Below are 22,740 nucleotides of genomic sequence, written 5' to 3'. Positions count from 1 at the left end.
CGGTGCACGGCTCGTCGCTACGCCGATCACGCCCGCGGCCGTGTCTGCTCGAGCTACAGCGATCTGGTCGATCTGCCCACGGCGGCGCGGACGTCATGTCGCGGTGATGGCGAAGAGCCCGGCGATGCCGACGGTGTAGAGCGCGAGCACGATCAACGAGTCGATTCCCATGCCGGCGATGCGGCGGGTGGGTCGGAAGATCAGTCCGACGATGTAGACGAGGGTGAGCAGGGCGGCGAGAGAAGTGAGGTAGATGTCGGACGAGTTCGCCTGCGGGAGGACTGCGGTGCCGGAGAGGACGGTGGCGACGAGGAACAGGACGGGGAGGAAGGCGTTGCCGCCGAAGATGTCGCTGATGGCGAGGTCGTCGTCGCCCTGCTTGATGGCTTGCAGCCCGGTCGAGATCTCGGGGAGGGAGGTGGCGAGAGCGAGCACGGTGGCTCCGAACAGCACCCCTGAGAGACCGAGCTGCGAGGATGCTGCATCACCGGCGCGCTCGAGCACGACACCGGCGAGGAGGGTCGCCGCGGCGGAGATCGTGAACACGATGGTCGCCTTGCGTGTGCTCATCGGGTGCGTCTTCTTCTTCGAGGGGGATGCTGTCGCGTCGGGGGCCCGCCCGTCCTCGTGCCAGGGGAGGTGCTTGCCGGAGCGTTGCACGAGCAGCAGCCCGACGACCCAGAGGCCGGCGATGAGGACGACGTCCGGGGTCAGGCGCAGCACTTCCAGTCCGGAGGGCAGCTGGCTGCCGGCGATGACGACGGCGAGCACCGCGACGACCACGAGCCCCTCGAGCACGAGTGTGAGGGACGCGGCACGGTAGGTGAGCGGCTTCGCACCTCTTCCGCGCTTGCCGAACAGGTCGAGGACGACGAGGACCACGGTCTGTAGTGCGATGCCGCCGAGGATGTTGCCGACCGCGACGTCCAGGTTCCCGGAGAGCGCGGCGGACACGGTGATCGCGATCTCCGGCAGGTTCGTCGCGACGGCGAGAACGATCAGACCGCCCAGCGCACTCCCCAGGTGCAGACGCGCGTCCAGAACATCCGTGGCCTTCGATAACTGGATGCCGGCGATCCACACCACTGCGGCGGCGGCGAGAAAGATGACGACGAGAACAACGAAGGGCAGACCATCCATGCAGTGAGTGAACCGCGACAACGACGATCCGAGACCCCCTTGCGACTGAGCTGCTTCTCACCGTCTCGCGCGCGGTGGTCTCCGTGGTGATCGGTTCGACCGCGTGCCATCCTCGACGACACCCCGATCGTCGGGTCGAGCGTGATCCCACCGTTCGTTCCCGAGGCGCGCTTCGTCAGTAGCAGCCGATCCGGGTACGCCGCAGCGTCCGCGCGCGTACGCGCGGGCAGCTGGCGGGGACCAGACCCGGGAGGAAGGCACCGGTGTCGCCCGCAGTGCATCCGCGACACTCCGCTGGCTCCAGATCCTGCGATCCTCGAGCGGCTTGACCGGATCGTCGGTGACCGTGTCCCGTGGCAGACGCATCAGATGGCCGGTGACGTTGCACACGCTCTGGCGACGCTCGCGGACCGTGTCGATGCGGTCATGATCATTGTCGGCACGAAGGAGCCGTCTCTGCGTCGCACCGTGCAGGAGGTCTTCTCCGGTGCCGTCGGCGCCCGTCTCGCTCACCGTCAGCACCGGCCGGCCCTCATGATCCCCCTCGCCCTGGTCGATGATTCGGAGCCGCTGCCCTGGTCCTGACCGAGGTGCGGGCGTAGGCTGACGGCAGTGGTGATGGATCCCGCCCGAGCGTGAGCTCGAACTGCCGCCGAGGCTGATGGTTCCTACCTTCTCGATCAGAGACCAGGTAGGTGACCCATGCCCGCGCATCCCCCGCTCGTCCTCGTGCGCCACGGTGAGAGCACCGGCAACGCCGACGGTCTCTTCTGCGGCGTCCTCGACGTCCCCCTCACCGACCTCGGACGTGACGAAGCGCGACAGGCCGCGACGCTACTGAGGGACGCATCGATCGACCCCGATCTGATCCTCACGTCGACCCTGCAGCGCTCCACCGAATCGGCCCGGATCATCGCCGGCTCCCTTCCAGGGCGGCCGCGGATCGTCGCGGCCCAGTGGCGGCTGAACGAGCGCAACTACGGAGCGCTCACCGGCCTGTCCACAAGCGCCGTCGAAGCCCGGTACGGGGCCGACGCCTTCCTGGAGTGGCGCCGGTCGATGGACGTCCGCCCGCCTGCTCTGTCCGCCGCCGCCTTCGTGCAGCTGCACAGGTCCGCGGCGTTCCGTGGGCAGCCGGCCGAGGCGATGACGGAGATGGAGTCGTTGCGCGACGTCGTCCACCGACTGCAGCCGCTCCTCGAGGAGCGCATCCTGCCCGCCCTCCAGGAGGGCGAGACGGTGCTCATCGTCGGGCACGGCAACTCCCTGCGCGCGCTGCGCGCCCTTCTCGAGGACCTCGGCGATGCCGCGGTCCGCGATCTGAACATCCCGACGGGTCAGCCGTACCTGTACGACACCGGGCCGTCCGGGACACCGATCTCGAGGAGCGGACGCTACCTCGACCCCGCAAGAGCCGACCGGGCGGCGATCACGCTCGCCCACGAAGGAGGAACCTGATGAACGCCTACATCAGCCACACCCGCACCAGCATCCACGGGACGGGCGAGTACGTCACCCACCCCGCCGGACACCCGCTGGTCATCACCGACGTCGCCGCACGGCAGATCCTCGACTCCCGCGGCTTCCCGACCGTCGCTGTCACCCTGCGTCTGGACGACGACACCGTCCTGGACGCCTCCGCCCCCGCGGGCGCCTCGACGGGCGCGTTCGAAGCGGTCGAGCTGCGCGACGGCGGCCCCGCGTTCGGCGGACGCGGAGTCCGCTCCGCTGTCGCGGCCGTCGACGGCGAGATCCGCGCCCTCCTGCTCGATCACTCCTGGACTTCGCTTCGCGAGATCGACGAAGCGCTGCGAGCGCTGGATGGAACCGCGAACCTCGCCCGCCTCGGAGCGAACTCCGTCGTCGCCGTCTCCATCGCGGCCGCCCGCGCCTTCGCCGCGCGCACCGGCCTGCCCCTGCACCGGTGGATCGCCGATCACACCGGGGCGACCGCCTCCCTGCCCGTCCCGCACTTCAACGTCATCAACGGCGGCGCGCACGCCGCGAACGGCCTCGACTTCCAAGAGTTCATGATCGCCCCCGTCTCCGCCGGCACCGAGGAGGAGGCAGTGCAGGTCGGCGCCGAGATCTATCACGCCCTCGCCGCCCGCGTCCGCACCGCCTACGGCACCTCCGGGCTCGGCGACGAGGGCGGCTTCGCGCCCCCCATCGACCGGCCCGAAGACGCCCTGGACCTCCTCGTCGCAGCGATCACCGACGCCGGATACCAGCCCGGCACCGGTGACATCGCGATCGCGATGGATCCCGCCGCGAACGGCTTCTTCCACGGCGACGGCCACTACACCGTCGCCGGCACCGATCTCGACCGCGACGCACTCGCCCGCTACTACGAGAAGCTGATCGCCGACTACCCGATCCGCAGCATCGAGGACGGCTTCGCCGAGGACGACCACGAGGGCTGGGCCCTCCTCGCCCACGCCATCAGCGACCGGGTGCAGCTCGTGGGAGACGACCTCTACGTCACCGACGCCGACCGCATCCGCGACGGAGCCCGCGACGGCTACTCCAACGCCGCACTCATCAAGCCCAATCAGATCGGCACCATCACCGGCACCCTCGACGCGATCGCGGCCGCGCACGACGCCGGCATGCGCTGCATGGTCTCCCACCGCTCCGGCGAGACCCTCGACACCTTCATCGCCGACCTCTCGGTGGGAACCGGAGTCGGGCAGATCAAATCCGGCGCCCCCGCGCGCGGCGAGAGGGTCGCGAAGTACAACCGCCTCGTCGACATCGAACACCTCGACCCCACGCTGCACTACGGTCTCACCCACTGACCCGCCCCCTCCCGAAAGGTCCCACTCCCCGTGACTGATGACCGCCACCGTCACCGCCCCCCGGACCCCGACCCCGAGCTGCCGGTCGACAGCGACCTCGACGACGCCCCCGACGGGACGCCACGACCCGTGCACCTGCGTCCGCGATACCTCCTCCTCGTCGCCGCCGGCGGCACGGTCGGGACCGGGGCGCGGGAAGGCCTGACCCTCGCGTTCCCCGCCGATCCCGCCTTCGACACCGTCGTCTTCGCCATCAACATCGTCGGCGCGCTCCTGCTCGGCGTACTCCTGGAGAGCCTCGCCAGAGCCGGCAGCGACGAGGGCCGACGCCGCACCGCACGGCTGCTGCTCGGTACCGGAGCGCTCGGAGGCTTCACCACCTACAGCACCCTCGCCACCGACACCGCCCACCTGCTCACCACAGGACACCCCGCACCCGCCGCCCTCTACGCGCTCGGCACCGTCCTGCTCGGTGCCCTCGCGTCCTGGACCGGAGTCGCCCTCGCCGCAGCACTCCACCGGCGACGCACGCAGAGGAAGGTGCCGGCATGACACCCGCACTGTTCCTCGCGCTCTCCCTCGCCGGTGGAATCGGAGCCGCAACACGGCTCCTCCTCGATGGGCTCATCAAGGCCCGCACCGGCGGCGCCTACCCCTGGGGCACCACCGTCATCAACGTCACCGGATCACTCCTCCTCGGCCTGATCACCGGCCTCGCCCTCGCAGGCATCGCCCCCGAGCCGTGGCGACTCGTCCTCGGCACCGGCTTCCTCGGCGGCTACACCACCTTCTCCACCGCCAGCCTCGAAACCGTCCGTCTCCTCGCCGAAGGACGCCAACTCGCCTCCGCCATCAACGCCCTCGGCACGCTCCTCCTCAGCGTCATCGCCGCAGCAACAGGACTCTGGCTCGGAGGCGCGCGATGAGCATCATCGATGCACCCTCACCGGCAGTGGTGGTCGGTCTTGCCGGCGTCGATTCCGGCCCGGAGTCGGGGCACGCAGGGTCCTTCCGTTCAGCGGGTGCGGTGCGCCGTGAACGACCTCGCCGGCATGTCATCACGGGGCGATCTGGTCGCGTCTCTCCATGAGCGGTCCTGCCGTTGCGGGGTCCCGGGCGGCTCATCACGGCATGCCATCAGGCGGCTGAAGGCGGTCAGCCGTACCCGGGACCCCTGGCGCGTTCCGGAGCCGACAACTGCCCCGAATCCACGGAGACAACGGTGAGGAAGGCGGTCGGACTCCGGGGGAGCGACGCCGACCGGGACGCGGAGCGGCGTCAGCAGTGGGAGGGCCTCGACCCCGTGCTGCGCTCCCTCGGCTTCCCGAAGGGGCTGTGACGCCGGCCCGGTGGACCTCACCGGGCCGGCGCCCGCGCGCTCAGCGGTGCGCGGGTCGGAGCCCCAGCAGCGTGTCGATGATCACGAAGGCCGCGAGGCTCGCACCCAGGAGCGGGAGGAACAGCCCGAGCGCGGCGGCGACGACCAGGACGGACGCGACTCCCCACCACGGCGCGCGCCGGAGCGCTCCCCGGGCCGGCGGGGTGCCGCCGAGCCGTCGGGGACCGCGGGTGGGGCGGCGCTTCCACCACATCAGGTACCCGAGCAGGACCATCGTGGCGATGCCGGCCGCGGTGACGAACAGCAGCAGCTGGTTGGGCAGCCCGAACATCGAGCCCATGTGCGTGTCGATGCCCCAGCGGGAGAGCTTGGCGACGAGGCCGAAGTCGGCGAAGTCGACCCGGTCGACGACCTGCATCGTGCTCCCGTCGATCGCGACGCCGTCGACCTCGGTCGGGAAGCTGCGCTGGATCTCCTGCACGACCCAGGCCGAGCCCTCCGCCGCGGACGGCCGGATCTCGACCAGTCCCGTGTTCACGTTGACCTCGCGGGCGACCGAGAGCACCGAGTCGTAGGCGGCCGGCGAGTAGCCCGCCGTCGACTCGCCGGCGTCGCCGGTGGCCGCGCCGTGTCCGGCGTGTCCGGCGTGCTCGTCGGCCACCTCGCCGGTCCGGTCGCCGAGCGTCGTCCCCAGCGAGGGTGTGGTCCAGCCGACAGCGGAGCGGAGGGTCTCGAAGTTCCCGCCTCCGTAGAGCGACCAGGTGATGCCGGTGGTCGAGAGGAACAGGGCGCCGACGAGCAGCCAGACGCCCGTGGAGGCGTGCCAGGAGAACAGGCGCTTGTAGCCGGTGGTCCTCGGCGCGGGGCGCAGCAGGTCCCTCTTCACGCGGGCGCGGCGGAGGCGGATGATCCAGAGGCCCAGGCCGGCGAGGGCGACGACCCCCAGCCAGGAGGCGGCGAGCTCGCTGTAGGAGCGGCCCACGTCCCCGAGGTGCAGCGTCCGGTGCAGGTCGCTGACCCAGGTCCGCAACGGCAGGGCGCCGCTAGTGCCGTAGGCGGTGAGGTCGCCGCGGACGTCGGCGGTGGCCGGGTCGATGAAGACCGCGCGGGTCTCGCTGGCGCCGAGCGACGGGTCCGCGTACATCACCCGGGTGGTGTCGCCGGGGTTCGGCGCGGGGCGGACGGCGACGATGCTCTGCCCGCCTCCGGTGTACGCGTCGGCGGCGTCGATCTGGTCGGCCAGGGGCAGGTAGGTGTCCGCTTCGGGGGCGTGCAGCTCCTGCGCGTAGACGACCTGCTCGAGTTGCGGGGTGAGTGCGTAGAGCGCTCCGCTGGTCGCGGCGACGAGGATGAACGGCCCGACGAACAGGGCGGCGGAGAAGTGCAGGCGGAGCAGCAGCTGTCCCAGCCAGCCTCCGCTGCTTCTGCGCGGCGGGGGCGGGGTGTCGGCGGAGTCGCGGGGTCTCGTGGCGGTGGTGGTCATGCTTCTGGTCCTTCGGTGCTGTGGCGGGTGCCGGTGAGGGTCAGAGGAGGGTGTCGCCGATGTAGCCGCCCTCGACGCAGCCCGGCGGGATCGCGAAGACGGCGGAGCCGATCGGCGTCGTCCACTCGTTGAGCAGGTCCAGCTCGTCCAGTCGCTTCTGGATCGGCACGAACTGCGCGGTGACGTCGGCCTGGTACGCCGCGAAGATCAGCCCGGAGTTCGAGATGTCCTCGCCCGTCGGGGTGTCGTCGTAGTTGTAGGCGCGGCGGTGGAAGCGCTCGGCGGTGTTCTCCGAGCGGGCGCGCCTCATGTGCGAGAACTCCGGGATCACCGGGAAGCCGATTGCCGTCGTCGCCTCGAAGTCGGGCTCGTCGGCCTCCGCCGTCCCGGTGAGGGGCGCGCCGTTCGCGAGGGTCCGGGGAGGAGACGGGTCGGTCAGACGCCGCGGGGACCTCCGGGGAGGTCCTCGCCGCGGCTCGCGTCGATGATCAGGAGGCGGGCTGCAGAGGGGGGCCGCGCCGCAGCGCCGCCTGGGGGAAGACGCCCGAGGCGAGGGGGAGCACGTCGCGCAGCTCGAAGGAGGAGCGTCGCGCAGGTCGAGGAGCGGCCACCGGAGCCGGCACGACCCGCACCAGGCGGGTGACGAGGTGGCTCGTCGTCGCGGCGACTCGGACGAGGAGGGACTCGCCGCGGTGGAGCGCCGCGGTCGTCGCGACGGCGGCGACGAGGTGCGCCGCCCACATCGAGGAGCCGGTCATCCCGCTGTGCGTCATCGCCGCGCTGACGTCGATCACGGCACCGTGGTGCGCGTGCAGGGTCGGCGCATCGACCGGCCCCGCGAAGGTCCCGATCGTGAAGAGCGTGTGGAACAGGAGCTGGCTGACTCCCACCGAGACCGCCAGGCGGACCAGGGAGAGCCTGCGCCCGGCGAGCGCCACGCACACCAGGACCGACAGGACGAGCGGCATCGCGACACCGAGCGGACTTGGGATCTGGCCGCCGCCGGCCACGTGCGAGAACAGCGCGACGAGCGTCGCCACCGTCGCCGCGACGACACCCCGGAGGGTGCGCAGCGGGCGCGACGACGACATCTCCCCAGTGTCGCAGACGCCTCCTTCCCGCGGAGGACCGCTCTCGGGCGAGAGGGGCGGCCGGCCGACGGCTCCTCTCAGCGGGCCGCGGAGGCTCCGGTGCGTCACTTCTCGGGCCGGACCACCAGCCCGACGCCGCCGCCGCGCCGCACCGGTTCGGCGACCGCGGTCATCCGGCCGGAGGGGTCGACCTCGATGGCGGCCACCGCCCCGATCTGCGCGGCCGAGGTGAAGGTGTCGCCCGAGGGGACCAGCTGCTGGCCGAAGGGAGCGAGGTCGTCGGCGTACGCCTCGATGAACTCGGGCTCGGCCGAGGTCGTCGCGCCGTTGCGCTGGGAGGCGCGGGGCGCTGCCACCGCCTCGGGGAGCGTCATGCCGAGGTCGATGCGGTTGACCAGGGTCTGCAGGACCGTCGTGATGATCGTGGATCCGCCCGGCGAGCCGACGACGAACCGCACGTCCCCGCCGTCGAGCACGATCGTCGGCGACATCGACGAGCGCGGGCGCTTGCCCGGCTCGATCCGGTTCGGGTCCCCGTCGACGAAGGTGGGGGAGAAGTCGGTCATCTCGTTGTTGAGGAGGAAGCCGCGTCCGGGGACGGTCATCGCCGAGCCGCCGGTCTGCTCGATCGTGAGCGTGTAGGAGGCGGCGTTGCCCCACTTGTCGACGACCGAGAGGTGGGTGGTGGAGATGTTCTCGGTGTCCGACTCCTCCGCGGCGGGGGCGGTCGCGCATCCGGAGCCGTCGAGAGCGCCGGGCGCGACCGGGCGGACGGAGGCGGTCGCCGGGTCGATCGTGCAGTCCCGCGAGTCCGCGAACTCCTGGCTGAGGAGCGTCTCGGTGGGCACGTCGACGAAGGCGGGGTCGCCGACGTAGGCGCCGCGGTCGGCGAAGGCGCGGGCGGATGCCTCGAGGTAGAGGTGCAGGGCGCTGCCCGTGTCCTCGGCCGCGAGGTCGTGGTTCTCGAGGATGTTGAGGGCCTCGCCGACCGCGATCCCGCCGGAGGAGGAGGGTGCCATCCCGTAGACGTCGAGTCCGCGGTAGGAGACGCGGGTCGGCGCCTGCTCGGCGACCGAGTAGGCCGCGAGGTCGGCGGCGGTCATCGTGCCGGCCGGGGCGGGGAGGTCCGACCCCTCGGCGATCCGCGGGTTCTGGACCGTGTCGGCGATCTCGGCGGCCAGCGCGCCCTCGTAGAACGCGTCCGGCCCGTGGACGGCGATGGAGGTCAGCGTCTTCGCGAGGTCGAGGTTGCGGAAGGTGCTGCCCACCTTCGGCGCGTCCCCACCGGGGAGGAAGAGCTCGGCCGTGTCGGGGAACGCCTGGAACCGCTCGAGGTTGTCGAGCGTCTGGTTGCGGAAGGTCTCGTCCACCCGGAAGCCCTTCGCCGCGAGCGCGATCGAGGGCGCCAGCACGACGGGGAGCGGCAGGGTGCCGAAGCGGTCGACCGCGGTGTCCCAGGTCGCCACCGTGCCGGGCACGCCGACCGCGACGCCGGAGGAGACGAGGTCCGGGGTGAACGGGTACGGGGCTCCGGTCGCGGGGTCGAGGAACGCGTCCGAGGTGATGCCGGCCGGCGCTGTCTCGCGTCCGTCGATGGTGCTGACCTCGCCGGAGGCCTTGTCGAAGTAGACGAAGTACCCGCCTCCGCCAATGCCGGCGCTGTACGGCTCGCTCACGCCGAGGGCGGCGGCCGTGGCGACAGCGGCGTCAGCTGCGTTGCCGCCGCGCTTCAGCACCTCCATTCCCACGCGGCTCGCGTTCGAGTCGACGCTCGAGACCGCTCCGCCGTAGCCCACCTGCGTCGAGGGCGAGATGAGGGGTCCGCCGAGGAAGTCGCGGATCTTCTCGGGCGTGAGCCCGCTGTCCTTCAGGTTTCCGGAGACGGGCCTGTCGAGAGCGGACGCCGGTGCGGCACCCGCTACTCCCACTGCGACGACCGCGACCAGCGCGATCGCGATCCTGCGGAGCACGGGTGTCGTGGCCATGGCGTTCCTCCATCGGAACTCAGTGGTGCGCGGTCGGCGATGCGGGTCCCCCCAACCTAGGGGCGGGGTGGGGGTGCGGGGTAGGGGGTGCCCGGTCGAGCTCGCCGCCGTCGCTCAGTCCCTGCTCGGTGCTGACGGCCCGTCGGGGATGGCGGGCAGTGCGTCGGTCGGCGGTATCCCGAACCAGAAGACCCCGTCCGCGAGCCGCGCGCGTTCCAAGGGCGCGCCGAGGGGCTCGGCCGTGTTCAGCGCCGCATCGACTCCCGTCGAGACGGGATCGTCGTTCGCGGCGTGCGGTGGGAAGCGGAAGCGCTGACCGATCAGATGGTCGCCGTCGAGACGGCGCCGGTAGACGATGCAGACGCTGTTCGGGCTCTCGATCCAGGTCCGGACCACGTCCACCACGGAGGCGTAGTTCTCGAGGATCTCGTCCTCCAGGACCCTCTTGACGACGGCAGCCTCGGTCGAATCGTGCATGGGCGATCCCTCCTCGGGTGGCGGACCGAGGAACTCGGCCCGCCACGGACGGTAGCCGAACCATTTTCGGCAGGGCGGAGGAGGCGCGCTCGAGCTCCGGAGCGGCGCGCGCCCCTCCTGGCCGGCAGGCCTGCGTCGGTACTGCTGACAGAGTCGTCGGGGCTCCTGATCCGGCCCGCGTGTCGACTCGTCCGGCAGCCGCTCTTGACATGCGAGCGAAGTAAGTGTTCGATCAGTCACATGCCTTCCCCCTCCTCCCGCTCCACCGCCGAGGCGCAGCGCGAGCGGATCACCGCGGCGGCGCTCCACGTGTTCGCGCGCACCGGCTACGCCGCGACTCCGATCACCGAGGTCGCCGCCGAGGCCGGCGTCTCGCCCGCCTACGTCTTCCGCCTGTTCCCCGGCAAGCTCGGCGTCTTCGTCGCGGCCGTCGACCGCTGCTACGAGCAGGTCGCGTCCACGCTCGCGGCGGCGGGGGAGGCCTCGCCCTCCTCGGATCCGGCCGACCGGCTCGAGGCGATGACCGTCGCCTACATCGACCTGATCGCCGACCGCGACCTGATCATGCTGCAGTCGCAGGCGCAGAGCGCGTGCGACGTCCCCGAGATCCGCGAGGCTGTGCGCCGCGGGATCTCCGCGGTCGTCCGGACGGTCACCGTCGTCTCCGGAGCCGACGGCCCGGCCGTGCAGCGCTTCATCGCCTACGGGCAGCTCTGCCACCTGATCGTGCAGACCGACCTCGGCGGCGTCGACTCCGAGTGGGCCCGCATCGTCTCCGACGGCATCCGGCACCGCGACTGAGTCCGCGGCGCTCGCCTCTCCTCCTCTTCTTCCTCCCCTCCTCCTTCTCCTCTTCGCCACCATCCCTTTTCATATCCGCCGTTGTGACTGTTCGGTCACTCACCTACGACCTCCAGGAGCCCCTCATGTCCACCACCCTTCCCCGCACCACCACCCGCGTCGTCCTCCCCGGGATCGTCGAGCCGTCCGGACTGCTCCTCGAGCAGGCGCCGGTCGAGCCGCCCGCGGCCGGCGAGCTGCTCGTCGCCGTCGAGGCCACCGGCATCTCGTTCGCCGAGCAGTCGATGCGCCGCGGCCGCTACTTCGCCCAGCCGCCGTTCCCCTTCACGCCCGGCTACGACCTCGTCGGCCGGGTCCTCGCGGTCGGCCCCGGCGGCGACGCGTCGCTCGAGGGCCGCCGGGTCGCCGCCCTCACCAAGACCGGCGGTTGGACGGGTCACGCCCGCGTCGCCGCCCGCGACTGCGTTCTCGTCCCCGACGGAGTCGCGTCCGAGGACGCCGAGGCCGTCGTGGTCAACGGAGTGACGGCGTGGCAGATGCTGCACCGCTCGGCCCGGGTCTCCCGCGGCGACACGATCCTCCTGTTCGGCGCGAACGGCGGAGTCGGCGGCCTCGTGCACCGCCTCGCCCGCCTCGAGGGGATCCGCGTGATCGGCGCCGCCTCGCCCCGCCACCACGAGGCCCTCCGAGCGGCCGGAGTGGAGCCCGTCGACTACGCCGATCCCGACCTCGCCGCCCGCGTGCGCGAGCTCGCTCCCGGCGGAGTGCAGGCCGTGTTCGACAACGTCGGCGGAGCGACGACCCGGCTGGCGTGGTCGCTGCTCGCGCCCGGCGGCACCCTCGTCGCGTACGCGATCGTCAGCGCGAGCACCGGGAGTATCTGGCCCCCCTTCCTCCGCCAGCTCGCGCGGATCCAGGCCTACCAGCTCGCCCCCAACGGCCGGCGCGCGGTCTTCTACGACCTCTGGGCGGGCCACTCGCTGCGCCCCGCGCGCTTCCGTGCGCGGCTCGAGGAGGACCTCGGCCGCGTGCTCGGACTCCTCGCCGACGGCTCGCTGACGGCCAACATCGCCGCCCGCTTCCCGCTCACGGGGATCGTCGAGGCGATGGAGCTCGCCGAGTCCCGAACGCTCGACGGCAAGGTGATCCTGCTGCCGTGAGCGGGGTGCGTCCGGGCGGAGGGTGATTCCGGTGCGGAGGCGCCCGGGCGGCGAGCAGAGGAGAATGGCGCGGTGGACACGGGACTGGTCGAGGTGCTGAAGGCGCTGGGCAATCCCACGCGACTGCAGATCATGGAGTGGCTCCGCTCTCCCGAGGCGTCGTTCAGCGAGTTCGAGCCGATCGCCGACCGCGCCGAGTTCGGGGTCTGCGTCACCCATCTCGCCGCGAAGAGCGGTCTCGCGCAGTCGACCATCTCGTCGTACATGGGATCCCTGGAGCGCGCGGGCCTCGTCCGCTCGACGCGCGTCGGGAAGTACACCCACTACCGGAGGAGCGACGCCGACGTCGACGGGCTCCTGAAGCGGCTCGGAGCCTCGATCTAGCGACGTATCGCGAAACATCGATATGATCAGCCGCATGACCGATGCTTCCGAGGCCGCCCCCGTGCGCCGCGCTCTCCTCGTCCACGCCCATCCCGAGGAGCGGTCCTTCTCCTCGGCGCAGGCGGACGCGGTCCTCGAGCAGCTGAGGGCCGACGGCATGGAGGTGCGCCGGCTCGACCTGTACGCCGAGGGCCGGGACCCGGTGCTGCACCGCGACCAGTTCGCGCCCGGCTCCGGCTACTTCAAGCCGCAGGCGCAGCAGATGACCGCGGTCCTCGAGAAGACGCTCGGGGAGCCCGTCACGAGCGACCTCGACGAGCTGATGCATGCGGATCTCCTGGTGCTCTCGTTCCCCCTGTGGTGGTTCTCGATGCCGGCGATCATGAAGGGCTGGATCGACCGCGTCTTCGTGATGGGCGCGACGTTCGGAGGCGAGCACGGCGTCTTCGCCGAGGGGGGCCTGCGCGGCAGGAGCGCGATGCTCCTGCTGACGACGGGCGGCGGCGAAGCGGCCTTCGCGCCCGCCGCCGCCGACGGCTACGGCGACCTGCAGTCGTTCCTCTTCCACATCCATCGCGGGATGCTCGAGTTCGTCGGGTACGACGTCCTGCCCCCGGTGGTCACCTACGGTCCCGCCCGCCTCGACGCGGCCGGACGCGAGGACGCTCTGCAACGGGCTCGGGTGCAGGCGTCCGCGACGACGGCCCGGCTGCGCGGCGCCTAGCAGCCGCTGCGCGCCCGGCAGGAGTCAGCTGCCCGCTCGAAGCGCCGCCACGAGCTGCCGCAGTTCGGACGCGTGGTCCCGCTTCCACTCGCGGAACGCCGGAGTCGTGCTCGAATCCTCGGCTACGGAGACGTACTCCACCACGGCCACCTCGAGGACGGTGGCGAACACGTCCTCGTCCGGCTCCGTCGACGTGCCGACGACGCCGACCGTCGCGGTGTGATCGATGCGTGCTCCGGAGAGGGTGATCGTCCACAGCTGGATCGGGCCGTCGGGAGTCCGGGTCGCGTCACCGGTCCTCGAGTGGACGACCTCGATGACGACTCCGCCCACCGTGCGCTGCATGGCCCGAGCGTACTCAGCGGATCCGCGCGCGGCCGAGCGTCTCGGGCGGCCGACCGCCGATGCCGCGCCGGGACCCCGATGACCGTCCGGTCGCGACGCCTCCCCTGCGATCATTGCCCTCGCACACGACGCTCTTCGGAAAGGCCGGACATGGCAGAGAACCGATCGTGGACGGGGTGCGTGTTCATCGGCACGAGTCTCGACGGCTTCATCGCGCGACCGGGCGGAGACCTCGACTGGCTCACCGATCCCGCCCCGCGACCTCACACCGCGGAGGCGACGGCCCACCCCGCGCTCATCTGGGAGACGTTCTTCCCGACGATCGACACCCTCGTCATGGGGCGCTCCACCTACGAGACGGTCCTCGGCTTCGACGCCTGGCCGTTCGAGGGGAAGCGGGTCGTCGTGCTGAGCACCACGATCGAGGCGGACGGCAGAGTGGAGGTGGCTCACTCCGTCGAGGAGGCGGCGCTGCTGCTCGACGCCGGAGCGGCAGACCGCGTCTACATCGACGGAGGCCGCACCATCCAGGCGTTCCTGAGGGCGGGCCTCGTCGACGAGCTGACCGTCTCCATCGCTCCCGTGCTGATCGGACAGGGTCACCGCCTCTTCGGCGACCTCACCGGCGACGTGCTCCTCACTCTCCGAGGCCATCACAGCAGCGAGGGGGACGGGCTCCTCCGGGTCACCTACGACGTGCGAGCCCGCTAGATCGACGGCGTCCGCCTCCCGGCCGCCCTCAGTCCCGCGACCGGCTCGCGTGCGCGCGGGCCTTCATCCGGTTGCCGCACGTCGCCATCGAGCACCACTTGGCGGTGCCGGGGCGGCTGCGGTCGAGGAGGAAGAGGTTGCACTCGTCGTTCGCGCAGGCGCGGAGCCACCCGGGGAAGCGGGCGTTCACGGCGGACCAGGCGAGGACCGACTGCACCGCGAGGCGATCCGGCTCGGGAGCGCTCAGCTCCCACACGACGCCCTCACCTGTGACGCGCGGGGTGCGCACGGCGTGCGCGACCAGGTCCGCGAGCTCCGCGACGGCCGCGGAACGAGAAGCTGCCGTCATGCTCCAGGTGTGGTCGCTGCCGACGATGACGTCCGACGCCTAGCGCTAGTGCTGTCTGGGGGACGGGCACCACGTCTGCGTGGCGGCCTCGCATTCCTGGGCCGCGTTCCGGGCCGTCGCGCTCATGGTCGGCGCCGCGGCCATCTCGGAGACGCAGACAGCGCCTCGGTCCTGACAGGGAACAGGAAGTACTCCGACGAGCCGATTGGTGACAGCTGCGCAACCAAATGTAGTGTCAGGCGAACCGGCCGTTCGGCCTATGATCCAATACCTGATGGATGAATTGTCCTCGTGACTGTCCGTCCGCTGTGAACTGTTCCCAAATGTCGGGCGGACAAGCCGAGTACCACCATTGGACGCCACCTTTCGGAAACTCCACGTAAATTGTTTCCGTCTCGGAGTCGTATGCCTCTGCGACGATTCGATGGGACGCAACCGGTTGCCAGTTCAAGGTCATTCTGTCTCCTGTTCATAAATTCCGCGCCAGTCAGCCAAGGCACCACTCACGTCGCGCGTTCCAGAATTTGCGTGCCATGAATCGAGAGATGGATCTTCGGCTAGAGGCAAGGGGTTTGGTCTGTCTAGCATGACCCGGGTCGGTAGGACAAGTGCTTCACCGCTGATGATGGCCTCACCTGTTCTGAGCGATGGAAGCGTTTCCGCTAAACCAGCGACACTGTCGGGTAAAGCGGTTCGAATTCTGCCTTGATCCGCGCTGTTGCTGAGGCGGAGGGCAATTATCGTTCCACATTGCGCCAACGCCGTGTCGGGAAGGTCGGATGGCCGTTGCGTTACGAGCATGAGTCCAACTCCGTATTTGCGACCCTCCCGAGCTATCCGATTAGCGGCATTTCGGGCGATCGGTGCCGCCGAATCTCCGAGGTAGCGATGAGCTTCTTCGAGCACGATAAGAATCGGACTGGGGCGACCTACTCCGTCGATTCCATCTGGCGTGCGTATCGCCACGTCAAAGAGAAGCTTCATGATTACCCCGATTGCTAGTTCGGCGGCCGCGTCGGGCACGCCAGAGAAATCAAGGACCGAGACGGGTTGTGTTCCTCCAATCCAAGAATCAATGGCGCTCACAAGCGGGTCCGGTCCCTCGGTGGTCCCAGCGGGCTTCAGCATGAATGCGAGACGAGGGTCGAGCAAGCCGAGGCGAAGAAGCTCAGGCGTGCTCCCGTGAACTCCGAAAAAAGGTCCCTGCATCGGTGAAGCTCCCGCGGGACCATGCGGCGTATAGGAAGCCGACGTGAGCGTTGAGGCGTTTCCAGCAGACTCAAGGCAAACTGAATTTGGATCGCTTTTTGTTCGACGGGTCTCCCTATTCTCAGAGTCTAATTGAAGCCAAACTTCTTGAATATTAAATGGTACAGGGGTGTCCGCGGTAATTGCTTGCGGATCAAGATTGAGCCAGGTCGCCGCGTCAGCAAATTTTCGACGCGAGTCGGCTACCAATGTTGCCCACGTCTTCTGCGTGGTCGGACCTGCATTTGTCCCGATAAAAGCGCGTAAGATGTCCTCGGCTGGAAGTGCCCAGAAGGGGACGTGGAGCCGATCGTTTGATTTACCGAGAACTGTTCTCACCGAAGCGTGCTCTTCCAGGGCATGGGAGTATTCCCCGTGGCTATCGATGACTACGATGTTGGCGGCCGGCCAGTACCCGTTAGAGAAGCTTTGGAGAAGTGAGGCGACCGCACTGGTCTTTCCTGATCCGGTGGAGCCGACGACGGCAGAGTGGCGAACGACGAGCTTGTCGACATCAAGGGCGATAGGAACTGTTTCAGCAGCGGACAAACTTCCGATTCGGATATGTGTTGTCGATGATGGGGGGTAAACAGATGTGAGTTCTTCACTTCTGGCGAAGTGCACGGGATCGTCGAGACCTGGATAAGAACCCACTCCCCGTCGAAACTGCCTGGTCCCCTTGTCGACCTCACCGAGGAGTTGCACCTGAAGCCACCTCTCGCCCCCGGGTGAGCTTTCGTGAGGGCCCGGTCCGGCGGTGAGTTCGGATATGCCCACGAGGGTGACCGTAGCGATCAGGTCTACCATCCCCTGTGGTAGCCGAACGAGGGAGCCGATTTGACCTATCTGTTGGAGTTGCCCGCGATAAATTGGAGCAATACCGGCTAGGCCGGGGTCCAGTTCGACTGTAATTTGCGACCCAAGCACATGTCGCACGCGCCCTACATACGTTTCATCCTTCGGTGGCATCTGGGTCTCCACTCATTCGACTCTGGGGGTAAAGGTCAAGGCCGAAGAGCTACGAGAGAGGAAGCTAGTCAGTGCGCCAAAATCTCCGAGACGGCAGTTCGTTCCGTCCCAAATGTCACCGGGAAGTGTCACGCCGTCGCCGGGTCCCTCCCACGGAGCGCGAAGGCCGCCGATAATGGCTTCCTTTTGCGTAACTACTTGGAGATTCGGTGTTTGCTCTGCTTTTCTTGCAAGGTTGCTGGGAATTTCGGAGTAGCAAAAGGCGACAATCTCAGAGCGTGGCCGACGAGCGGCCGCTTCAAAGAATAATTCATTGAGGTGATCGTCAGCCCAGGAATAGCCAGATACGAGGAAGAGAGTTTCTGGCTCATTAAGGGCGCGTCTGAGTCGGTCTTGAAGGACAACGAATGGCATACGTCGGGATTCCTCGTACTTGGCGTCCGAGGGGAAAATTGCTGCGATCTGATCCTTTGGAACGGTAGTGCCCAATCTTACGACCTCACCTGTGGGACTATCCGCATCCCATGACCAGTTGACCGACCCGTGCAACTTCCATAATCGCGCGAAGAAGGGTGGTAGTAATGATTCAAGGTCTGACTGATTTGCCTCGACCATGTCAGTCCTAAACCTAGCTTTCCAAGTTCCGACAAAACCGTCGAAATACGGTACTCCTATGGCTTCAAGAGCAGTCTCGATTACGCAGTCGTAGTTGACCGTGAAGAGTTCGACAGGCCGCAAGTAATCCGCGCGGGCGACCCACGCTGCTAAATTGTCAGCCGGACCCGTTAGGTTACTAACTGTTGAAAGTTCTTTAATTATAAGTCTGCAAATCTCCAAGTCGAGATCTCTTGCCTCTTTTTGTGTCAACCCATCTACGATGTCGGCTCCATCAACCACTGCTTGAATTCTCCTGAGCCGACTGAGGGCCTGTTCGAGATTGCGGGACGATGTAAGGCGCGAAAAAGATGAGGACTGGTCGGCTGTCAGTCCAGCAAGGATCTTCTGGGTCAATAAAGCGACGTCGGGAAGCCCGCATGCTTTGGACGTTCCGGCTCCGAAGAACGTGCAGACATGCCGTGACCGGGTCGCAAGCTTGGCGCTCAGTCCTCCGGCGAAGCTGGCGATGTTGTGGGAGAGCATGAACCGAACGTAGCGGGTTCTCATGTTCGAGAGGCGAGCGTTCCGCGACTTTGGTGAATCGTGAGGTTCCTCGGGTCAGCGCCGCGCTACGTCCGTAAGAAGGCTGCCAGGTTTAGTTCGTGTAGCGTTGGCGCACTGCCACTGGGGGCGCTGCGGGTGTAGGAGTCCGTTATGGCATACAAGGCCGGTGGTCACACGCGTTTTACGAAGTTGCTTGTCCGGAGGCAACCTTTTGTGATCGCATCATGTCGCCAAAAATCAGCTACATTGTTGCGCTCTCGCGGGTCGTCTGAGCCTGCTGGTGGCGGTAGAGCGTCGCGCGACTCCGCCGGACTAGACGAGCAGCGTCCTCCGGCGGTGCGGCCGCGACCGCGAGCGTCCGCGGCGATCGCGAGCTTGTCCGCGATCACGACTGGATCCGACGGAGGCTGGCCGAAGCGAGTTCCGTTCGCACGCATTGCGGTGATGCCGGCGTTGAGCCGTTCCGCGATGAGCTCCCGCTCGTATTCCGCGAAGGTGGCGAGCATTTCAATATCAGCCGGCCCGTCGACGTCGACGGGCGATGTCGTCAGAGATCGACCGGGCCTGCACACCGCGCTCTCGCAGCAGGTTCACCGTGTTCAGCATGTCGAGCAGCGGACGGCCAAGTCGGTCAACTCGCCACACGACGACGGTGTCGCTGATGGGCTTCTTCATCCCGGTCCGCTCGATCGCGGTCTTGCTCCCCGAGGTGACGTTCGCGAAGACGTCGCGCCTCTGCACGTCGGCGGCGACGAGTGCGTCGAGCTGCAGCTGCGCGTCCTAACTCGACGTACTCACACGCGTATCGCCCAGAACCCTCACGACGTCATTCTGACTCGAAAATACCCTCCAGTCCCCACCTGAGACGAAACACGGCAGTATATTTTCGCAAGATAACCGACATCCCAAAAATCCGGATCCGTGAGCGCTGAACGATGCGTCTCAAAAAGCTACTGTTTTGCAAGGCGATCGGTAGACAGCAACCAACTCGCAGCGGCCTGCTACGCGACCGGCGCCCCGCGGGGTATCACGCCACAGTTGCGAGATCAACGCCCGCGCGTCCTCACACAGCGACGGACGCCGGTATGAGCCGTCCAACGAGACGCTCCGCATCCCTATGGTTCCGAGACCTCTGCATAACGGGCTTCGACATTGCGTTTCTCGCCACAGCGACGCTCGTAAACGTGAACTTTAGGCGCATCGACGTAACGGCGAACCTGCGCGGATCGACCTCCGCAGGATCGAGCCAGCATCAGGACCCGACATCTGAAGGTCAGCCTGATGGGCGTCGCCCAGCGTGCTCGCGACAGTCGCTAAGCTGTGACGCGTCGACGGAGGTAGCAATGGGAGTTTTTGACTGGTTCAGGCGGAAGCCAAGGGCTGAGAAGGTTCAGGCCGCTCCTCCGCAACCACTCAGGCCGATCCTCGCTGAGGACGTCTTCACTCCGACCTCCTCCGCAAAACGCGGGTTTATCGGACGAGGTGAAGTTCAAAGCGATCTACAAGCAGCACTGCGCACGCCTGGCACACAAATCATTGTATATGGCGAATCGGGTGCAGGAAAATCAAGTCTTGTAGACCACAGTCTACTTGACCTTGGTCGCAAGCATCTTTCGACACACTGCACCGGAGCGACGACCTACACGGAGATTCTAGCATCGGTATTCGACGAACTCGGTGTATTTGCGATCAGTGACCTATCCGCCGAGAACAGCATAGGCTCCGAAATCGGCGGATCCATTGGTTCGGATGTCGTTGCAGCCAAAATTGAAAGTCATTTGAAAAGCGAAGACACGCAAGGAAGCGTATCTCAGCCCGTCGTTAAAACCCAGTTGACACCTCAACGAGTTGAGGCAGAACTGGCTCAGCGGCAAATAACTTGGATTATCGAAGACCTTCACAAGGTTAAACCGGAAGTAAAAGAGCAGGTCGCGGACTTGTTGAAGGTTTTTGTAAACAGGGCAAGCAAGCGCACGGGCGTAGTTGTACTTGGCGCGGCCGAAACGGCAGGAGCAATTGTTCGAGCTCCGGCTGATGTCAAAACTCGGGTTGCGCAGCTTTCAGTAAAGCCGCTGACACCCGAAGAATTGAGCCAAATCCTAGAGAAGGGCGCGCTTCTCTTGAATGTCAATTTTTCCGAAGTTAAAGACGAAATAATTCGGTTATCTTCTGGTGTGGCAAGCGCAACCCACGCTTTGGCCTTGAGATGCCTCCAACAACTAGGCATCGAGACGCCCGTTCCTGGAGAGGCTCGGCTTATAACGCACGATGTTCTCGTGCTCGCAGCGCGATCGTACGCCCGCTCGATGAGCGGCAATATGAAGGAGGACTTTGAAAAGGGAGTCTTTCTTAAGCGCGTACGAAAATTCGATAATTGCGCCGTAATCCTTCGAGCGATTGCTGGCCTTCCTGAGCGTGGCGGCACGCATGCCGAGATCTTGGCACAGATCAAGGAATCGACGCCAGGGTACCCGGCTGGAAACTTGAGCGCCTTTCTGCCTCAGCTCGCTAGCGATGAGCGAGGTGGTCTATTACGCAATACCCCAGACGGACGCTGGCGGTATGATGAACCACTTCAGCACACCTATGCGCAAATTCTCTTCAATATCAGACTAGAGACTGACGACATTTTCGCTTCGGAGCTGTTGGAGTCGGTTTCAAACGAGCAGCGTGATAAGGCGCAAGCTGCGGCATCGATTGATGCGGCAGAAAACTTGTAGTCAAACGCATATGCAACGCTTGTGATCTTTTGCATGTCGAGATTGCCACTGAAACTGAGTTGTGTCACTTCATAATTCGTGTACGCGTGGATCCGCGAGTCCGGAGTCCCCGTCCTCGCCGTCTGGGGCCGGAACGACGAGATCTTCGCCCCCGCCGGCGCCCAGGCGTTCCTCCGCGACGCGCCTCACGCGCGCATCGAGCTCGTCGACGGCGGGCACTTCCTGCTCGAGTCCCACCTCGACCGCGTCGTCAGCGCGATCACGGACTGGCTCGGCCGCGAGTGACGGGCCCGTGAGCCGGGCGGGTCCGCTGATTCGGCCTCGCGGGAGCGGCCACGGATGCCCACTCCTGCTGCCGGCAACCGCGACGACGTCGGCGCAGCGGGGTCGTGATCCCGACCCGCTGCGCCCGACGAGGCCCTCCTGCCCGGCGCTCCTCAGCGGCTGAGGAGGGCGACGAGGTCGGTCGCGATGCGGTGCTCGACGTCGGCCGGGACGGGCTGCACGACGGCGTCGAGGTCCGCGGTGACGACAGCGGCGAGGCTCCGTGCCTGGAGGGTCAGGCCGAGGTCCATCGCCTGGATCGGGTTGCCGCCGGCCGCGGTGAGGTTGATCATCCGGCCGTTCTCGAGGCGGACGATCCGCTTGCCGTTCTTCAGGCGGATGCCCTGCCGGCGCTGTCCGTCGGCGAACTCGGTGGTCGACTCCGTGGCGGCCGCGAGGGCGTCCTCGTCGATCTCCCACGGGAAGTGGCCGACGCCGGCGATCACGGCGCCGTCGGCGAACGCGTCGATCTCTGCCGCGCCGATGACGCCGGGTGCGCCGGTGGCGGTGAAGACGAACTGCGCGTCCGAGAGGACGTCGGCGACGGCTCCGACGCGGTGGCCGCGGAGGATCGCCTGCAGCGAGCGGATCGGGTCGACGTCGGCGACGGAGACCCGCGCTCCGAGCTGCGAGAGGGTGTCGGCTACTCCGCGTCCGCACGGGCCGTAGCCGATGACCGCGGCGCGCGTGCCGGGGATCATGAGGTTAGTGGCGTTCATGAAGCCCTGGACGACGCTCTGGCCGACCCCGTACTCGTTCTCGACGATCAGCTTGAGGGGCGAGTCGTTGATGACGACGACCGGTCGCGGGAGGGTCGCGCTGTTCTCCCGCAGGCGGATGCCGCCGGTGGTGGTCTCCTCGGTGCCGCCGAGGTAGTGGTCCGGGACGCCCGAGTCGATGAGCCGGAGAGTCAGGTCGGCGCCGTTGTCGAGGGTGAGATCGGGATCGTGCTCGAGCACCTCCTCGATGTTGCGGAGGTGCTCCGCCTCGCCGTCGCTCTGCTTCGTGTGCACGTGCACGCCGAGGGCGCGGAGGTCGTCGGCGACGTCGTCCTTCGTGGTTCCGGGCGAGCCCGTCAGAGCGATGTCCATCCCGGCCTCGACGAGGAGCGAGACGAGGGCGGCGGTCTTGGGCTCGACGTGGAGGCAGATCGCCAGCTTCTTCCCGGAGAGCACCGGAGCGAGCTCCCGGACGGCCTGCGCGGTGAGGGGCATGTGGTCGAGAGCCCAGCGGCTCGCCGGGTGGGAGAGGGAGGAGGTCATGGCAGGTCCTGTCTGGAGTGGGTAGGTGCGTGCGTCGAGTGGGGGCGGCGTGTCGCCGGCGGGGCGGGAATCGCGTCAGGGCGCTCGGCCCCCGGCGGGCTGCCGCCGCGCCCGGCGTCCCGCGTGCGTCCAGCGCGCTGCCCGGTACGGAAGGTCTTGAGGAGGCCGATCGCCGGGGACGGCCGCGAGAGGCAGCACTGGCCTGCTCTCTGCGAGATGGAACCTGAGGTGCATCTCCTCACGCCGGGCCGAGGTCGGCACGGCGCGGA

At 67.5% G+C, this 22,740-nt stretch carries 23 protein-coding genes, 2 pseudogenes and 1 riboswitch; of the genes and pseudogenes, 12 read left to right on the top strand and 13 right to left on the bottom strand.

Features of this window, described 5'->3' with window-relative positions; translation table 11 throughout:
- Nucleotides 1-93 precede the first annotated feature (93 nt).
- On the bottom strand, nucleotides 94-1,140 hold the full coding sequence (locus tag C5D36_RS05890; protein ID WP_104295405.1) for a sodium:calcium antiporter: 1,047 nt from the start codon (nucleotides 1,138-1,140) through the stop codon (nucleotides 94-96).
- Between the two features lie 426 nt (nucleotides 1,141-1,566).
- Here C5D36_RS05890 and C5D36_RS05885 point away from each other — a divergent pair, with 426 nt between their 5' ends.
- From C5D36_RS05885 to crcB, 5 genes are all read left to right on the top strand, one after another.
- Nucleotides 1,567-1,725, top strand: coding sequence for a hypothetical protein (locus C5D36_RS05885; RefSeq protein ID WP_181072786.1), 159 nt, complete (start codon nucleotides 1,567-1,569; stop codon nucleotides 1,723-1,725).
- Between the two features lie 20 nt (nucleotides 1,726-1,745).
- Nucleotides 1,746-1,818: riboswitch (Fluoride riboswitch) on the top strand.
- 24 nt (nucleotides 1,819-1,842) lie between these two features.
- Entirely contained in the window at nucleotides 1,843-2,598 is a 756-nt protein-coding gene (locus C5D36_RS05880) for a 2,3-diphosphoglycerate-dependent phosphoglycerate mutase (RefSeq protein WP_104295403.1), read from the top strand.
- Nucleotides 2,598-3,938 carry a phosphopyruvate hydratase gene (eno, locus tag C5D36_RS05875; protein ID WP_104234121.1) on the top strand — a complete coding sequence of 447 codons (1,341 nt, stop codon included), beginning with the start codon at nucleotides 2,598-2,600 and terminating at the stop codon, nucleotides 3,936-3,938. The genes C5D36_RS05880 and eno overlap by 1 nt, the downstream gene beginning before the upstream one ends.
- A 30-nt stretch (nucleotides 3,939-3,968) precedes the next feature.
- Nucleotides 3,969-4,490 (top strand): fluoride efflux transporter FluC, encoded by a 522-nt coding sequence (locus C5D36_RS05870; RefSeq protein ID WP_374953769.1) that lies wholly within the window; start codon nucleotides 3,969-3,971, stop codon nucleotides 4,488-4,490.
- The gene (gene crcB / locus C5D36_RS05865; protein WP_104224798.1) at nucleotides 4,487-4,864 is read left to right on the top strand and encodes a fluoride efflux transporter CrcB; all 378 of its coding nucleotides are present in this window, start codon (nucleotides 4,487-4,489) and stop codon (nucleotides 4,862-4,864) included. The genes C5D36_RS05870 and crcB overlap by 4 nt, the downstream gene beginning before the upstream one ends.
- 453 nt (nucleotides 4,865-5,317) lie before the next feature.
- Here the strand turns inward: crcB and C5D36_RS05860 are convergent, their stop codons facing one another.
- From C5D36_RS05860 to C5D36_RS05840, 5 genes and pseudogenes are all read right to left on the bottom strand, one after another.
- Nucleotides 5,318-6,760 (bottom strand): PepSY domain-containing protein, encoded by a 1,443-nt coding sequence (locus C5D36_RS05860; RefSeq protein ID WP_104295402.1) that lies wholly within the window; start codon nucleotides 6,758-6,760, stop codon nucleotides 5,318-5,320.
- A gap of 40 nt (nucleotides 6,761-6,800) precedes the next feature.
- Nucleotides 6,801-7,181 (bottom strand): annotated as a pseudogene (locus tag C5D36_RS05855) (Dyp-type peroxidase); the annotation flags it as partial.
- 67 nt (nucleotides 7,182-7,248) lie between these two features.
- A complete protein-coding gene (locus C5D36_RS05850; protein WP_104295401.1) occupies nucleotides 7,249-7,851 on the bottom strand; it encodes a hypothetical protein in 603 nt (200 codons plus the stop codon).
- A gap of 104 nt (nucleotides 7,852-7,955) precedes the next feature.
- Nucleotides 7,956-9,836, bottom strand: a complete 1,881-nt coding sequence (gene ggt, locus C5D36_RS05845) for a gamma-glutamyltransferase (RefSeq protein ID WP_104295400.1) — start codon at nucleotides 9,834-9,836, stop codon at nucleotides 7,956-7,958.
- A gap of 114 nt (nucleotides 9,837-9,950) precedes the next feature.
- Nucleotides 9,951-10,313 (bottom strand): hypothetical protein, encoded by a 363-nt coding sequence (locus tag C5D36_RS05840; protein WP_104295399.1) that lies wholly within the window; start codon nucleotides 10,311-10,313, stop codon nucleotides 9,951-9,953.
- 240 nt (nucleotides 10,314-10,553) lie between these two features.
- Here C5D36_RS05840 and C5D36_RS05835 point away from each other — a divergent pair, with 240 nt between their 5' ends.
- The 4 genes from C5D36_RS05835 (at nucleotide 10,554) to C5D36_RS05820 (ending at nucleotide 13,382) form a co-directional block, all read left to right on the top strand.
- Entirely contained in the window at nucleotides 10,554-11,114 is a 561-nt protein-coding gene (locus tag C5D36_RS05835) for a TetR/AcrR family transcriptional regulator (protein ID WP_104239208.1), read from the top strand.
- A gap of 125 nt (nucleotides 11,115-11,239) precedes the next feature.
- A complete protein-coding gene (locus C5D36_RS05830) occupies nucleotides 11,240-12,274 on the top strand; it encodes a medium chain dehydrogenase/reductase family protein (RefSeq protein ID WP_104295398.1) in 1,035 nt (344 codons plus the stop codon).
- Between the two features lie 72 nt (nucleotides 12,275-12,346).
- Nucleotides 12,347-12,658, top strand: coding sequence for a helix-turn-helix transcriptional regulator (locus C5D36_RS05825; protein ID WP_244230566.1), 312 nt, complete (start codon nucleotides 12,347-12,349; stop codon nucleotides 12,656-12,658).
- 34 nt (nucleotides 12,659-12,692) lie between these two features.
- The gene (locus tag C5D36_RS05820; protein ID WP_104295430.1) at nucleotides 12,693-13,382 is read left to right on the top strand and encodes an NAD(P)H-dependent oxidoreductase; all 690 of its coding nucleotides are present in this window, start codon (nucleotides 12,693-12,695) and stop codon (nucleotides 13,380-13,382) included.
- A 24-nt stretch (nucleotides 13,383-13,406) separates the two neighbouring features.
- Here the strand turns inward: C5D36_RS05820 and C5D36_RS05815 are convergent, their stop codons facing one another.
- Nucleotides 13,407-13,727: a hypothetical protein gene (locus C5D36_RS05815; RefSeq protein ID WP_104295397.1), complete on the bottom strand. Its 321-nt coding sequence runs from the start codon at nucleotides 13,725-13,727 to the stop codon at nucleotides 13,407-13,409.
- Nucleotides 13,728-13,877: 150 nt separating this feature from the next.
- On the opposite strand from C5D36_RS05815, the gene C5D36_RS05810 reads away from it, so the two are divergent.
- Nucleotides 13,878-14,438 (top strand): dihydrofolate reductase family protein, encoded by a 561-nt coding sequence (locus C5D36_RS05810; protein WP_104295396.1) that lies wholly within the window; start codon nucleotides 13,878-13,880, stop codon nucleotides 14,436-14,438.
- Nucleotides 14,439-14,466: 28 nt separating this feature from the next.
- On the opposite strand, the gene C5D36_RS05805 is transcribed toward C5D36_RS05810, so the two are convergent.
- The 5 genes and pseudogenes from C5D36_RS05805 to C5D36_RS05785 form a co-directional block, all read right to left on the bottom strand.
- A complete protein-coding gene (locus tag C5D36_RS05805) occupies nucleotides 14,467-14,787 on the bottom strand; it encodes a CGNR zinc finger domain-containing protein (protein WP_104295395.1) in 321 nt (106 codons plus the stop codon).
- A gap of 235 nt (nucleotides 14,788-15,022) precedes the next feature.
- Complete coding sequence (locus C5D36_RS17330) at nucleotides 15,023-15,244, bottom strand: KTSC domain-containing protein (RefSeq protein WP_104261365.1); 222 nt, start codon at nucleotides 15,242-15,244, stop codon at nucleotides 15,023-15,025.
- Nucleotides 15,241-16,740, bottom strand: coding sequence for an ATP-binding protein (locus C5D36_RS05795; RefSeq protein WP_219812580.1), 1,500 nt, complete (start codon nucleotides 16,738-16,740; stop codon nucleotides 15,241-15,243). The genes C5D36_RS17330 and C5D36_RS05795 overlap by 4 nt, the downstream gene beginning before the upstream one ends.
- Before the next feature lie 276 nt (nucleotides 16,741-17,016).
- Nucleotides 17,017-18,144 carry an SIR2 family protein gene (locus C5D36_RS05790; protein WP_104295428.1) on the bottom strand — a complete coding sequence of 376 codons (1,128 nt, stop codon included), beginning with the start codon at nucleotides 18,142-18,144 and terminating at the stop codon, nucleotides 17,017-17,019.
- Nucleotides 18,145-18,406: 262 nt separating this feature from the next.
- Nucleotides 18,407-18,936: pseudogene (locus C5D36_RS05785) on the bottom strand (recombinase family protein).
- A gap of 572 nt (nucleotides 18,937-19,508) precedes the next feature.
- On the opposite strand from C5D36_RS05785, the gene C5D36_RS16575 reads away from it, so the two are divergent.
- Both C5D36_RS16575 and C5D36_RS05780 read left to right on the top strand, forming a co-directional pair.
- Complete coding sequence (locus tag C5D36_RS16575; RefSeq protein ID WP_181072784.1) at nucleotides 19,509-20,885, top strand: ATP-binding protein; 1,377 nt, start codon at nucleotides 19,509-19,511, stop codon at nucleotides 20,883-20,885.
- Nucleotides 20,886-20,963: 78 nt separating this feature from the next.
- A complete protein-coding gene (locus tag C5D36_RS05780; protein ID WP_258062873.1) occupies nucleotides 20,964-21,170 on the top strand; it encodes an alpha/beta fold hydrolase in 207 nt (68 codons plus the stop codon).
- Nucleotides 21,171-21,322: 152 nt separating this feature from the next.
- Here the strand turns inward: C5D36_RS05780 and C5D36_RS05775 are convergent, their stop codons facing one another.
- On the bottom strand, nucleotides 21,323-22,471 hold the full coding sequence (locus tag C5D36_RS05775) for an adenosylhomocysteinase (RefSeq protein WP_104295394.1): 1,149 nt from the start codon (nucleotides 22,469-22,471) through the stop codon (nucleotides 21,323-21,325).
- Nucleotides 22,472-22,740: the final 269 nt, after the last annotated feature.

The sequence above is a fragment of the Rathayibacter sp. AY1C6 genome, from assembly GCF_002931535.1.
GTDB lineage: Bacteria > Actinomycetota > Actinomycetes > Actinomycetales > Microbacteriaceae > Rathayibacter.
This window is presented reverse-complemented; position numbering and strand designations above follow the sequence as displayed.